The sequence below is a fragment of the Sutcliffiella sp. NC1 genome, from assembly GCF_027594365.1.
Taxonomy (GTDB): domain Bacteria; phylum Bacillota; class Bacilli; order Bacillales; family Bacillaceae_I; genus Sutcliffiella; species Sutcliffiella cohnii.
In genome coordinates this window covers 3,857,066-3,870,093 of the sequence record NZ_CP115153.1, presented here as the reverse complement: position 1 = coordinate 3,870,093, position 13,028 = coordinate 3,857,066, and the positions used below count along the sequence as shown (strand labels likewise).

13 protein-coding genes and 1 pseudogene are annotated in these 13,028 nt (G+C 35.1%); 10 read left to right on the top strand and 4 right to left on the bottom strand.

The window, feature by feature from the left end:
- The first annotated feature begins 308 nt into the window (after nt 1-308).
- Nucleotides 309-614 carry a rhodanese-like domain-containing protein gene (locus O1A01_RS20105; protein WP_270064827.1) on the top strand — a complete coding sequence of 102 codons (306 nt, stop codon included), beginning with the start codon at nt 309-311 and terminating at the stop codon, nt 612-614.
- Between the two features lie 132 nt (nt 615-746).
- Here the strand turns inward: O1A01_RS20105 and O1A01_RS20100 are convergent, their stop codons facing one another.
- A complete protein-coding gene (locus tag O1A01_RS20100) occupies nt 747-1,301 on the bottom strand; it encodes a DUF3231 family protein (RefSeq protein WP_270064826.1) in 555 nt (184 codons plus the stop codon).
- Nucleotides 1,302-1,463: 162 nt separating this feature from the next.
- On the opposite strand from O1A01_RS20100, the gene O1A01_RS20095 reads away from it, so the two are divergent.
- Nucleotides 1,464-1,646, top strand: coding sequence for a sporulation protein Cse60 (locus O1A01_RS20095; protein ID WP_066419016.1), 183 nt, complete (start codon nt 1,464-1,466; stop codon nt 1,644-1,646).
- A 246-nt stretch (nt 1,647-1,892) separates the two neighbouring features.
- Here O1A01_RS20095 and O1A01_RS20090 read toward each other — a convergent pair whose 3' ends face one another.
- Nucleotides 1,893-3,170 carry a BaiN/RdsA family NAD(P)/FAD-dependent oxidoreductase gene (locus tag O1A01_RS20090; RefSeq protein ID WP_066419013.1) on the bottom strand — a complete coding sequence of 426 codons (1,278 nt, stop codon included), beginning with the start codon at nt 3,168-3,170 and terminating at the stop codon, nt 1,893-1,895.
- A 131-nt stretch (nt 3,171-3,301) separates the two neighbouring features.
- On the opposite strand from O1A01_RS20090, the gene O1A01_RS20085 reads away from it, so the two are divergent.
- Together O1A01_RS20085 and O1A01_RS20080 are read left to right on the top strand one after the other, a co-directional pair.
- A complete protein-coding gene (locus O1A01_RS20085; RefSeq protein WP_066419004.1) occupies nt 3,302-3,667 on the top strand; it encodes a hypothetical protein in 366 nt (121 codons plus the stop codon).
- Nucleotides 3,668-3,767: 100 nt separating this feature from the next.
- A complete protein-coding gene (locus tag O1A01_RS20080; protein WP_270064825.1) occupies nt 3,768-5,399 on the top strand; it encodes a putative polysaccharide biosynthesis protein in 1,632 nt (543 codons plus the stop codon).
- Between the two features lie 95 nt (nt 5,400-5,494).
- Here O1A01_RS20080 and O1A01_RS20075 read toward each other — a convergent pair whose 3' ends face one another.
- On the bottom strand, nt 5,495-5,719 hold the full coding sequence (locus O1A01_RS20075; RefSeq protein WP_270064824.1) for a hypothetical protein: 225 nt from the start codon (nt 5,717-5,719) through the stop codon (nt 5,495-5,497).
- Nucleotides 5,720-5,837: 118 nt separating this feature from the next.
- On the opposite strand from O1A01_RS20075, the gene O1A01_RS20070 reads away from it, so the two are divergent.
- A complete protein-coding gene (locus tag O1A01_RS20070) occupies nt 5,838-6,551 on the top strand; it encodes a pseudouridine synthase (protein WP_270064823.1) in 714 nt (237 codons plus the stop codon).
- A gap of 74 nt (nt 6,552-6,625) precedes the next feature.
- On the opposite strand, the gene O1A01_RS20065 is transcribed toward O1A01_RS20070, so the two are convergent.
- Nucleotides 6,626-6,847: a DeoR family transcriptional regulator gene (locus O1A01_RS20065; RefSeq protein ID WP_094366159.1), complete on the bottom strand. Its 222-nt coding sequence runs from the start codon at nt 6,845-6,847 to the stop codon at nt 6,626-6,628.
- A gap of 297 nt (nt 6,848-7,144) precedes the next feature.
- Here O1A01_RS20065 and O1A01_RS20060 point away from each other — a divergent pair, with 297 nt between their 5' ends.
- The 5 genes and pseudogenes from O1A01_RS20060 to O1A01_RS20040 all read left to right on the top strand — a co-directional run bounded on the left by O1A01_RS20060 (nt 7,145) and on the right by O1A01_RS20040 (nt 13,003).
- Entirely contained in the window at nt 7,145-7,861 is a 717-nt protein-coding gene (locus tag O1A01_RS20060; RefSeq protein WP_270064822.1) for an ABC transporter ATP-binding protein, read from the top strand.
- A complete protein-coding gene (locus O1A01_RS20055; protein ID WP_270064821.1) occupies nt 7,858-8,979 on the top strand; it encodes an ABC transporter permease in 1,122 nt (373 codons plus the stop codon). Before O1A01_RS20060 ends, O1A01_RS20055 begins: the two co-directional genes overlap by 4 nt.
- Before the next feature lie 33 nt (nt 8,980-9,012).
- Nucleotides 9,013-10,428: a dipeptidase PepV gene (pepV, locus tag O1A01_RS20050; RefSeq protein ID WP_066418993.1), complete on the top strand. Its 1,416-nt coding sequence runs from the start codon at nt 9,013-9,015 to the stop codon at nt 10,426-10,428.
- A gap of 148 nt (nt 10,429-10,576) precedes the next feature.
- Nucleotides 10,577-11,735 (top strand): annotated as a pseudogene (locus O1A01_RS20045) (MFS transporter).
- A 299-nt stretch (nt 11,736-12,034) separates the two neighbouring features.
- Nucleotides 12,035-13,003: an N-acetylglucosamine kinase gene (locus O1A01_RS20040; RefSeq protein ID WP_066421018.1), complete on the top strand. Its 969-nt coding sequence runs from the start codon at nt 12,035-12,037 to the stop codon at nt 13,001-13,003.
- The last annotated feature ends 25 nt before the right edge of the window (nt 13,004-13,028 follow it).

Sequence of the window (13,028 nt, the reverse complement as noted above, 5' to 3'; positions counted from 1 at the left end):
GCAGCTGCATAATATAGAAAAAGAAAAGTCTTTAAAGCAAGTGGGAAAACGAGTCGTTGTTTCCCACTTGTTCTGTTTTTATGTAGAGAAATTGCTTAGTACCAGCTAATTTTGAAATCGGTTGGCGCAAAAAGAGTGTTCAATTGGCACAAAAGTTGACCTTGCTGGCAAAAGCTAGTCCAGCAGTTGACTCGAAAAGAGGCATGTAAACAAAACTACTCCTTTTTCTATTTAAAGCCCATACATTGCAAAACATTTTTATTTTTATTACACTGTTTTTAGTTAAAAAGAAAAGTGAGGTACTAACAATGACAGATATTCCAGTAATTACGGCTGAAGAATTAAAAGCAAAGCTAGAAAAAGGGGAAGAGCTTTTATTAGTAGATGTTCGTGAAGACGAAGAAGTTGAAATGGGGATAATACCTCAAGCGAAGCATATAAAAATGGGAGACATTCCCGAAAGCTTAGCTCAATTTGAAAAGGATAAAGAGTATATTTTCATTTGTCGTTCTGGACGTCGTAGTGAAAATGTATGTGCATATTTACAAGACCAAGGCTATAAAGTCCGCAACATGGTTGGTGGAATGCTTGATTGGGAAGGCGAAGTAAAATAACAGTAGAAAATGAAAGCAGAGTATTCGCTTATTAGAATGAACTCTGCTTTTTGTTGCTTTATAGTAAGTACTAACTAGGTCAGTAATTTTTGGACAAGTACTTACATTAAGAGCTATTGTAGTAGAACACTGTTACTTTTGAGGGCTCCCAGGAGGATAATAATACGGGGGAACTTTTAGCCATCCACGTTTCCTCATTAACGTTTTTAGTGTTGCACCAAACACTGCCCATTCAAAGAAAAATTCAATCCACATTGTTCCCACATCATTTCGAATTGCATTAGCTTGTCCTTTTGCACAAAACTGGGAGCATGCTACTAATTTAAATGCTAACCCGTTCGTAATTTCATCATCTGTTAGTTTAACGCCAAGAGGTACATCCGTTGGGTCAGAATTCGGTTTAGTTGACGATACGTCTGGAAATGGTATTCCTTCATTTTTCATAAAATTACTAAGCCTTTTTATTTGTGATTCACAAATTCTCGTTACATCAATAAGTGTTTCCTTTACCTCATCGTCAGAAGTCGTGTTTAGCCCAATTTCCTCGTACCTAATAAACTCCTCTACCATTGTCAAATAGGTCCAACAATCTCCAACTTCTATTACATGTAACGGAGATTTAGGCTCGTTTGTATTATCAAACGAAATTTTCATCATGTTAAATATAGCTTCTAATGGATTCGACATATCTTCACCTCCTATTTCCTATTGTCTTCTTAATCATTATTTCTAAATAAAAGTAAAAAATGTAACCATTTATGTAAGTTTTAAAAAAGTTTAGAATTAGTGGTATAAATTTCAGAATATTAAGTTATAAATAGTAAAAAGAAGGACAAAGGGAGAGGTTCTATGATTCAAGTAAAGGTGTTTGATGAGGATCATGAACAAGTTTTAGAAAAAGAGGTTAATCGTTTTTTAAAAAAAGTTGATGAAGACGATTTGATAGACATAAAGTATCAAGTAGAATGTTTCGTAGATGAAAATGATGATGATTATTATAGGTATACAGCAATGATTATATATCGAGCCTGAAAGTTGGTTATTCTAATTTTCAGGCTCTTTATTGGTTAAGGAAATTATAACTCTGAAAAATTTGTGGATAACTCCTGTCATGGGTTGTTACGTCTAGCTTAGGCGCTTAGGCCCTATCAAACTTCCCTTGTCCGAAGTACGATAAGTCAACATCGACTTAACGCAGTTCCCAAAGCGTTTCCTTTATCACAACCGTAACAGTCCAGTTTTTACGGGCCTGTTCGAAGCGCCTCCGCTTTTGTTCTTTTAGCGATATTTTTGCTTTAGCGCCGTTTTACCAGCATTTAAGCCCGCTAGCCGTCCAGTGACGAGTGCTGCTGTTATATTGTAACCACCAGTATACCCGTGAATATCTAATATTTCTCCACAGAAATAAAGACCATACATCAGTTTTGAAGCCATTTCTTTTGGGTGAATTTCTTTCACAGAAACTCCTCCACCCGTTACAAATGCTTTTTCTAAAGGTAGAGTTCCATTCACTAAAAAGCGAAATCCTTTGCAAACTTTCGCAAAATCTCTTAACTTTTCTTGTGATACTGTGGAACCAAGTGCACTTGGATCTAAATCAACACGCTCTAGTAAGAACAGTAAGTATCGTTCAGGAACAAATCCTTTTAATATATTTTTAACTGCCTTTTTAGGCTCGTCCTTCATTTTTTTATTCAGCTGTTGAAATACTTGTTCTTCATTAATGTCAGGAAGTGCATCAATGCTAACGGTAACTTCTTTCACATTAAACTTTTTTTGCGTCTTCACTACATATTGACTACTTCTTAATACGGCAGGACCGGAAATTCCAAAGTGAGTAAAGATCATATCCATGCGATGAGTGATGACTGTTTTTCCTTTCGGCGTTACTATACTCAATGCAACATCTCGTAAAGATAATCCTTGTAAGGACTTATTTTTAATAAAATCTTCTGAAGATGTGATCGGAACTTCCGTTGGGAAAATTTCTGTTATCGTATGCCCAGCTTTTTTTGCCCATGGATAACCATCACCTGTTGAGCCTGTATGTGGAACAGAAGAACCACCTACCGCAATTACTACGCTTGTTGACTCCATAAATTCTTTCGTTTTTAACATAACACCTTTTACTTTTCCATCTTCATATTCAACTGTTTCAACTGGAGTGTTTGTTCGAATCTCTACGCCTAGTTCTTTAATTGTTTCAATTAACACATTTACTACACTTTGTGCACTATTGGTTACAGGAAACATCCTTCCATGGTCTTCCTCTTTTAGCTCAATTCCTTTTTTCTCAAAGAAAGCAATGATGTCTTCATTACTAAATTCAGAAAAAGCACTATAAAGAAAGCGACCGTTCCCAGGTATATGTTTAATAATTTCGTCAACAGGAAGTCGATTTGTAACGTTACAACGCCCACCACCTGAGATGGCAAGCTTTCTACCTAGTTTATTACCTTTATCAATAAGTAAAACTTTTGCTTTCTGTTCTGCTGCTGCGATTGCCGCCATTAATCCTGATGGCCCGCCTCCAATTACAATTACATCATATTTCATTTTTTTCACCGTCCATAAATAGATACGTTCCTATTATATACAAGATTAGTATGAACACCAATGAAAGACGTTAGACAAGTGATATATTTTCGGTTACTCTGTAGGCAATAATGAAAAAGTGGTGATAAAAGATGAGTAAAGAAGGATTTGTACCAGAAGATGGTGGTTGGACACAATCAAAGGGAGACAAAGTTTTACTTTTGTCCGTACCGACACTTCAAAAATACATAGAGGTTTCTGTAAAAAAATTTTCGTATAAATGGCTATACAATCGGGAGTTAACGAGTTATATACTTGATTTAACGTTCAATGATGAACATAACATACCACTAATATTTCCTCAAACTCATGCAGGTCAATTATTGCTTGATGCGGATGCATATGAGGAGTTTTCAATTGCAATAATAGCAAGTCCGCTAGAAAAAATGGAGGACGACACAGCTTATTTATATTTTCCTAAAATAAATTTAAAGAGAAGTATTCACGCTAAGTGGTAAAAAATATAGTTAGTCAGTTAGTCTTATGCTTTCTACGTGCTTTATGGTAAAATTACTAATTAGGTTTAAAAAAATAGATTATCGTGTGAGAAGGGATTTAATGTCTACATCTAAATTGTTCAGAGGTACAGCAATTTTAACAGCAGGAACGATGTTTTCTCGCCTGTTAGGTTTAGTTTATATATTTCCGTTTTATGCAATGGTTGGAGAAAAAGGTGGGGAGCTATACAGTTACGCATACATACTATATACACTTATGTTAAGTGCCGCAACAATGGGGTTGCCACTTGCGGTTTCTAAATTCGTAGCAAAGTACAACTCTCTAGGTGAATATGGTGTAGGAAGAAAGCTTTTCAGATCTGGATTGTTTACAATGAGTATTACTGGCGTCATAGCTTTTTTAATTCTTTATACTTTAGCACCGTATACTGCGCCAATTATATTAGGACGTGAAGCTAGTGATTACATTCATTCAGTAGAAGATGTTACTCACGTTATACGAATGGTAAGTTTTGCTCTCTTACTTGTTCCGATAATGAGTTTAATAAGGGGATTCTTTCAAGGTCATGAATCAATGGGCCCTACTGCGTTGTCACAAGTTGTGGAGCAATTAGCTCGCATTTTATTCATTTTAGGTAGTGTCTATTTTGTAATTCGTGTAATGGATGGTGACCTGTCCACAGCAATTGGTTTTGCTACTTTTGCAGCATTTATAGGTGCATTAGGTTCGTTACTCATTTTAGTTTGGTATTGGTTTAAAAGAAAACGACATTTAGACAAATTACTTGAACAAGATAAAGGGAATGTGGAAGTTTCCTATAAAGATATGTATAAAGAGTTAATACTTTATGCCGGACCGTTTGTTTTTGCAGGTTTAACATTACCACTTTTTCAATCAGTAGACTTATTTACTTTTAACAGTGCAATGGGATCAGGAGGACATGGGAATACTAATGCGGCGTTTGGTATTATCAATACGTACGCTCATAAGTTAGTGATTATTCCAGTTACGTTAGCGACATCCTTTGCTTTAACGTTGTTACCTACTATAACTAAGTCGTTTGTCAGTGGAAATAATGAACTACTCCAAAAACAAATTAGCAAAGTGTTGCAAGTCTTATTGTTTTTAACACTTCCAGCATGTATTGGCTTAGCGTTACTAGGTGGGCCAGCTTATACAGCCTTCTTTTCCTATGATGAACTTGGTGGATATTTATTAACTTGGTATGCACCAGTAGCAATATTGTTAGCGTTATTTACTGTATCGGCAGCGATCCTTCAAGGAATAAACGAACAGCGTCATACAATATATGCAATTTTATTAGGTTTAGCGGTAAAGTTTATAACAAACTATGTATTCATTATTCAATTAGGTGCAATTGGTTCAATTATAGCAACTGCACTTGGATATATTGTTACGGTTGGTTATATATTATATATCATTCAAAAGAAAACTGGATTTAATTATTCTTTTGTTATGAGGCGTTCACTATTAATTGTTATATTTTTAGCAGCGATGGCGATTGTGGTAATTCCTGTGAAAACTGGACTCGATATGATTTTGCCGTATAGCGCTGGAACGTTAAACTCTTCAATCATTATCGTCATATCAGCAGTAGTCGGAGCGTTCGTATACTTTTTCTTAAGTTTCCGCTCAAAGTTGATATATTATATTTTTGGAGAAAACTTACCGTTTATGGGCAAGTTAAAAAGGTTTAAGCGTTCGCATTAGATTAAAAAAAGAAGACAAACAAAAAAGTTTGTCTTCTTTATATATGAATAAGGTACATACTATTGGCTTTGAAAATAAATAAAACTTACGCTGTTTTAGTTAAAACCTGGGCCAAATCCTCCGCCAAAGCCGCCACCAAAACCTGATTGGCGCTCAAGGCGTGTAACTCGACGATCTAAACGTTGTACTTCTCTTTCTAGACGAGCTAGACGTCTATTAAGTTCACCGAATTGTCCACCAGGAAATCCTCCTCCAGGAGTTCCGAATCCAGGGACAGGAAAAAATTGGCCTTCTAGTTGACGTTGATCTTGATAATACATTCAACATACCTCCTTGTTAATTACATTCTATACATCGTATGAATATAGGGAAAAGGCGGAATCCGCAAATGCCTATTCATTGAAAAAATAGGATAATGCCTATAGAAAGGTGAAGAAAATGAGATTAGATAAATTGTTAGCAAATAGTGGTTATGGGAGCCGAAAAGAAGTTAAGAAGCTTTTAAAATCGGGTGCCGTTAAAGTAGATGATAAAGTAGTAAAAGATGCAAAAAATCATGTGAATCATGAAACACAGTTTGTAACTGTATTTGGAGAAGAAGTGGAATATCGAGAATTTATATACTTAATGTTACATAAGCCGCAAGGAGTGCTATCAGCAACAGAAGACCGTTCTCAAAAAACTGTAATTGATTTGTTAGAGGAAGAAGATGCAATGTTTGAACCATTCCCAGTAGGTCGTTTAGATAAAGATACGGAAGGCCTTCTCCTATTAACGAATGATGGACAATTAGCTCATCAACTGCTGTCTCCTAAAAAGCATGTTCCGAAAACTTATTATGCAGTAATACTCGGAGAGGTAACAGAAGAAGATATAATTGCTTTTAAAAATGGCGTTACGCTAGATGACGGGTATGTAACGATGCCAGCTGACTTAACTATTTTAAAAGCTGGCAATCAATCTGAAATAGAACTTACCATTATGGAAGGGAAATTTCACCAAGTAAAAAGAATGTTTCTTTCCGTAGATAAAAAAGTGACGTACTTAAAAAGAATGAAAATGGGTCCATTGGAGTTAGATGAAGAGTTAAATTTAGGAGAATATCGTGAGTTAACAGACGAGGAAATTAGTCAATTAAAAGGTGAGGAATAAAAGAGAGAACGTTTGCACTTGTTGCAAACGTTCTATGTATTTTAAACTTATATAATTTAATTGTATAAAAATCTTTATGAACTTAACCTAACTTTTTTCTTTGTAGTGGTCCATTTCCCTTTAGAAGGGCTACGAACTAAGTTATTATATGCCAACACATTAAGATCTCGCTGTGCTGTTCTAGGAGTTATTCCAAATTCATCAACGAGTTGTTGTGTCGATACAGTTCCTTTCTCATGAATAAACATGTAGACTGCCTTAATACGGGTTAGCATACGGTTTGTTGATGTTGTCAAAAAACCACTCCTTATCCGTTATTACAAAATGGAACTACTTACAAAAATACATGATGTTAGGATGCTTGTTTGTTATTCATAATTTTACACCATTTCAGTCATAAAATTCTACTTTAATGCATTAATTTACAAATAATTTAAAAAACACAATCCTCCTTTCTTTATAATCAACTATATGAGAGGAAAAATTGTATATTACTATTGTATACTAAGTTATTAGAATAATCTATTTAATGATACAAACTTTGAAACTTCTTATTCTAATAAACGTACTAATGATAGAAGGGTGGGGAAAGAATGAACAGGTTGTTAACGCTAGAAATTGAGAAAGCAGGTTATGATGAAGGAATGTCAATCCTTTCGAATGTGACATTTAATGTAACTAGAGGAGAGTTAGTCGGCTTAATAGGTCCTAACGGTGCTGGTAAAAGTACGACAATAAAAACTATTTTAGGCATGAATGAACATTATAAAGGTACGATACACTTTGATAGTAAACGAGAAATTGCGTACATACCGGAAAAACCAGTATATTATTTTGATATGACATTATGGGAGCATATTGAATTAACTGCTGCCCTTTTACAACTTGAGGAGAAAAGTTGGACTGTAAAAGTAAAAAAACTTTTGAAAACTTTCGAGTTAGAACACGTCATTCACGAAACGCCAGCAACCTTTTCAAAAGGAATGCAACAAAAATCAATGTTAATATTCGCGTTTATGACAAATGCTTCCCTTTACATTGTGGATGAACCTTTTATTGGACTTGACCCAAATGCAACGAAAAAGTTGTTACTATTATTAGAAGAAGAACAAAAAAGAGGTGCTGGCATTTTAATGTCAACGCATGTTTTAGATACTGCTGAAAAAATATGTGATCGTTTTGTTTTATTATTAGATGGGAAAATTGAAGCTACAGGCACGATGGAGGAAATACAAACGACTTGTGGCTTGCTTAATAGTTCACTTCTAGATTGTTTTTATTTTTTATCAAATAAGGAACCGAGTGTATGACGGGAAACGTTTTATTTAAAAGGAGATTACGAAAAGAATGGAATTTTCAATGGTCTAATTTAACTTCCATCGTTGATCGTACAGTACTTCTCTATGGTATTCTTTTTACTGCTTTTATGGGCGCTCTCCTTTACGACTCACTTCCTACTATCTTTGAAACATTAAACGATCTACCGATTAATTTCTTTTTATTTTTGCTCTATCAACTATGTTGGTTTGGGACAGTAAGAATTTTTATGGAATATGCTGATGAGTATTTTTTAATGCAACGAAAAGATGTGTTAAGGTCAATTAAACTACTCAGCATAAGTTACGCCTTATTGACTTACTTAGTTCAAACTTTTCTTATTGTATTTTTACTATATTTTGTTTTAGTCAATATTGAAACAATTAGTTTTTCTGTTTTTTCGTTACTTTTCTTATTTTCATTGCTTCGATTTTGTATTTTAACTTCTCGGAAATTAGTTTCAATCTATTGGAACGGTTGGAAAAGGCCATTCATCGTTTCGTTCTTATATGTTGGTTTTATTTTTGTAGCGTATATAATTGTAAGTCATAATGCTTATATTATAGGTAGTGTTTTTGCTTTTCTGATTATTATTATCAATCTTATTATGATCAAATATAGTAATAGTTTCTTTACAGATGCAGTTGAAAATGAAAAACAACGGTTACGATATGTACAAATGATTTTTCATGCTTCTGAATATGTTCATATCCCAGCAAGCTCTAACAGGACTAAACCGTTACTATTTAGAAAGTCCGAAAAAATATTTTCCGCTCGGACAAAAGAGAATGCATTAAAGGAATTGTATATAAAGTATTTCCTTCGTAATTATCGTTATCCGCTTTCATTGTTTCAGATGATTAGTGTAACAATGGTTGCGATCGTGTTTCTTCCATTATGGATGAAATATGCCTTACTAATTGCTTTTTTCTTTTTTATTAAGGAATGGCTATCAACGGTTTATGATGAAGTAGTAACACATCCTTATTTGCAAATGTACGAAAGCATAGTGAGAGAAGTATCACGAGAAAAAGTAATTCGATTATTTTATATTCCAGCGACGATGGTGGTAGGGGTAATTGTGTTTATTGCGACACTATTGTCGATTTAATTAGTGAAAAGATAGAAAGGATGTTGACTTAAATTGAACAACATTAATTGGAATGAAGAAGTTGCTAAACGTAAAGACGAACTTATTGAAGAGACACAACGTTTTTTAGAAATAGAAAGTGTGTTAAGTGAGAAAGAAGGTAAGCAAACAGCTCCTTTTGGAGAAGGAATTGAGCAATCTCTACAATTTTTATTACATAAGGGTAAAAGTGATGGTTTTGTTGTAAAAAACGTAGACCATTACGCAGGACATATTGAATATGGTGATGGCAATGAGTTAGTAGGTGTCCTATGTCATGTTGACGTTGTTCCTGCGGGAGACGGTTGGACAAGTCCACCATTTAGTGCGGAAATACGAGACGGTAAAATATATGCACGTGGTGCAATGGATGACAAAGGTCCGACTATGGCGGCTTACTACGCGTTAAAAATTGTAAAAGAATTAGGCTTACCACTGTCTAAACGAGTAAGAATTATAATTGGGACGGATGAAGAAAGTGAGTGGCGTTGTGTTGACCATTACTTTAAAAAAGAAGAGATGCCAACAATCGGTTTTGCTCCAGATGCTGACTTTCCAATTATTTATGCTGAAAAAGGAATTGGCGACATTGAATTCAAGTACGAATTAATAGAAACGAAAGAGGAGAACGAAACAATAAAATTACAGGAGTTTGCTTCTGGACAACGTTTGAACATGGTTCCTGATTATGCAAAAGCAATCCTTCAATCAAAGAGCGATACAAATTCTATAGTAGAAGCTTTTGAAAAGTATGTTAAAAAGCATAGTTTAATTGGGAAGGTTGAAGTGGAAGAAAGAAAAGTAGAGTTTGAAATAAAAGGTGTTTCTGCACATGCGATGGAACCGAATAATGGGGTAAATGCTGGTCACCACTTAACGAGCTTTTTAACGATGTTAAATCTTGATTCAAACGGTGAAGCTTTTCTTGGATTTATTGAGAACAATTTAAGTCATGATTCTCGAGGAGGAAAATTAAATATTTCCTATACAGACGATATTACAGGCGACTTAACTGTAAATACTGGGCTAATTCATTATCAAGCTAGCCAAGGTGGTAAAATTGGAGTAAACATTAGATTTCCAGTAACTTGTAAGGTTGAAGATGTGGAGCATCAACTAACGAAGGTTGCTTTGCATAATCAATTTGTTTTAAGTAAATATAATGTTTCTCCACCACATCATGTTGCAAAAGATCATCCTCTTATTCAAACGTTGCAAAAAGTATACGAAGAACAAACAGGTGAAGAAGCGAAATTGCTTTCGATTGGTGGAGGGACATATGCAAGGTCACTAGAGGCAGGTGTAGCGTTTGGACCTCTGTTTCCCGGTAGAGAAGATGTAGCGCATCAAAAAGATGAGTACATTTATATTGAGGACCTATTAAAAGCAACTGCTATTTATGCACAGGCCATTTATGAACTAGCTAAATAAGGAATATTCTTAATGGTATTTCCGTGTTAAAATAAAAAGGTTACTCGTGTAGAGTAGCCTTTTAAAGCTTTAAAGGGCATATTTAAAGTAAAACTTAGTAGTAAATGAATATTTAGAAAAGAAGGTTTAGTCATTGAATGAAGCAACTATGAGAAAGTTTAGCCTTTTTTATTTTCTTACATTTTTTAGCTTTGGGGCATTATCGCCTTTACTTACTGTATATTTACAAGAAAATGTTGGTTTAACAGGTAGTCAAATTGGAATTATTTTATCGATAAGTCCAGTAGTTATTATTTTCATACAACCTATTTGGGGTATGATTAGTGATTATACGCAAAAGCCAAAAGGAATTTTGCTGATAACTCTGTTGTTAACAGCAATTTTTGGAATTCTTTACTCCTTTGTTGGCAGTTTTTATAGTATCGTGTTAATGGCATTCTTATTAGCTGTCACTCAAAGTGCCATTGTACCTATATCTGATAGCATTGCACTTAATGCTGTTCAAAAGACAAAAGGGGATTACGGATCTGTCCGACTTTGGGGAGCGATAGGGTTTGCTGTTGCAGTTTTAATAGCTGGTTGGCTGTCAGATTATTTTTCGTTGAAAGTAATTTTTTACACCTTTTCCATTAGTTTATTTTTAGCACTGCTTGTTACTGCTCGTTTACCGAAAGAAAATCAGTCGGTTAGTGTTAACATAAGAGACGGTATGAATCGATTAGTGAAAATACCAAAGTTTATGCTGTTCCTAGTAACAACGTTTCTAATCTTCGGACCTATTTTTGCGAATAACTTTTATTTTGGGCTATATTACTGAAATTGGTGGAACTGTTGCTGGGGTCGGTATTGCCTTTTTATTTGCAGCAGGAAGTGAAGCACCTTTTATGAAAATAGCGGGTAGATGGATTCATCGCTTTGGGTTAATGAATATTATGATATTCGCTGGCTCTATTGGTGCATTGCGGTGGTTTTTTTACTTTTTAGATCCACCGTTAATGTTAGTGTATGTTACAACAGTGGTCCAAGGCTTATCCATCGGGTTATTTATCCCAGCTGCCCTTCAATATGTTAGAGATTCCACACCGGTAGAAGTGAGAGCCACTGCAGTTTCGTTATACTCTGCTGTTGGGAATGGATTAGGAAGTTGGTTTTGTACACTATTAGGTGGGTATATTGTTGAGTATTATTCCGTGTCTTATTTATATTTATTCTTTGGAGTATTGACTGTACTTGGTATTGTCATTGTGGTCGTCTTAAAAGGGATGGAGAACAAAGGAGAAAAGTTATTAGTCGGAAAAGAAGCCTGAGCGAGGGCTTCTTTTTTTGGTTTGGCGAGCCGCCTCCGCTTTTCGGATTGTCCAGCTCCGGCGGCTAGGTCCGGCTCAAACTTCACTTTTCCTCCGTGCGATAAGTCAACATCGACTCACTACGTTCGTCGTGTTTCCTTTATCTCCTGCGGAAAAGCTCCAGTTTGATTGGACCTGAACAAGCCGCCTCCGCTTTTCTGTTTGAAATAATATTTTACTTTCATAAAATTATATTGACATGTTAGTTCATGGAATTTATACTAAAGGTAATATTTACAAAACTGTTAGGAGAAGCAGCTATGATTATTGGTATTGATGGTGGAGGGACGAAGACGACTGGTATTTTAGTGGATTATAATGGTGTTGTCGTTTCGAAAGCTACAGTCGGTGCATCTAATCCGAACGGTGTAAGAGAAGTTGACATTCGTAATGAGTTAACTTTGTTGTTCTCGCTTTTAACAGAAAAGAAACCGCTTTCAAAGGTAGTGCTCATTTATGCGGGTATATCAGGAGTAGAAAGTGGAGGGAAAAAAGAATGGATGACCTCTCTTATTAAAAGTATAACTGGTCAAAACATTCGTGTAATAGTAGAAAATGATGCGATTACTGCTCTTTATTCGGGAACAAAAGGTAATCCAGGGATAGTGACTATTTGTGGTACTGGTTCTATTACATATGGACTTAACGAGAGTGGTGAACGAAGTAGGGTCGGTGGCTGGGGTTACTTAATTAATGATGGCTGTAGTGGCTTTGCTCTAGGGAAATCATTACTCGAATATGTTTTTTCAGAATATGACAAAGGAAAACTACCTTGTCACTTAACACATGCAGTATTGCAACATTTTAAACGGAATAGTGTCGCAGAGCTGATCCCACACATATATGAGCTAGGGAAATCTAGGGATATAGTTGCTAGTGTTGGAAAAGTAGTTGTACAGTATGCTCGAAATAATGATAAAACATGTCTAGATATTTTAAGGGTAGCTGCAGAGCAGGCGGTAAGTGATATTAATATATTATATAAAAAATTATTTCACTCTACTATTCAAGATACTGTAATACCAATCGTCTTAACGGGAGGAATTGTCGAGCATTCGGAGGAACTCGTTTCATTTATTCGGAAGGAAATAGAGGTATTAAATAAAACGTATCACATTATCCAACCGAACTGTCCGCCAATTGTAGGAACAATATACGCCTCATTAAAAATGTTAAATAAAGAAATTAATACGAGAATAATAGATACGTTAGAAAAACAGCTAGTTTAGTATAATCTTGTCGGTTTATATAGAC

Excerpts from the sequence above, each read along its gene's own strand:
- O1A01_RS20090 (WP_066419013.1), bottom strand. The coding sequence starts at position 3,170 with ATGAAATATGATGTAATTGTAATTGGAGGCGGGCCATCAGGATTAATG.
- O1A01_RS20040 (WP_066421018.1), top strand. The coding sequence starts at position 12,035 with ATGATTATTGGTATTGATGGTGGAGGGACGAAGACGACTGGTATTTTA.
- O1A01_RS20100 (WP_270064826.1), bottom strand. The coding sequence starts at position 1,301 with ATGTCGAATCCATTAGAAGCTATATTTAACATGATGAAAATTTCGTTT.
- O1A01_RS20105 (WP_270064827.1), top strand. The coding sequence starts at position 309 with ATGACAGATATTCCAGTAATTACGGCTGAAGAATTAAAAGCAAAGCTA.
- O1A01_RS20080 (WP_270064825.1), top strand. The coding sequence starts at position 3,768 with ATGTCTACATCTAAATTGTTCAGAGGTACAGCAATTTTAACAGCAGGA.
- O1A01_RS20085 (WP_066419004.1), top strand. The coding sequence starts at position 3,302 with ATGAGTAAAGAAGGATTTGTACCAGAAGATGGTGGTTGGACACAATCA.
- O1A01_RS20095 (WP_066419016.1), top strand. The coding sequence starts at position 1,464 with ATGATTCAAGTAAAGGTGTTTGATGAGGATCATGAACAAGTTTTAGAA.
- O1A01_RS20075 (WP_270064824.1), bottom strand. The coding sequence starts at position 5,719 with ATGTATTATCAAGATCAACGTCAACTAGAAGGCCAATTTTTTCCTGTC.
- O1A01_RS20070 (WP_270064823.1), top strand. The coding sequence starts at position 5,838 with ATGAGATTAGATAAATTGTTAGCAAATAGTGGTTATGGGAGCCGAAAA.
- O1A01_RS20055 (WP_270064821.1), top strand. The coding sequence starts at position 7,858 with ATGACGGGAAACGTTTTATTTAAAAGGAGATTACGAAAAGAATGGAAT.
- O1A01_RS20060 (WP_270064822.1), top strand. The coding sequence starts at position 7,145 with ATGAACAGGTTGTTAACGCTAGAAATTGAGAAAGCAGGTTATGATGAA.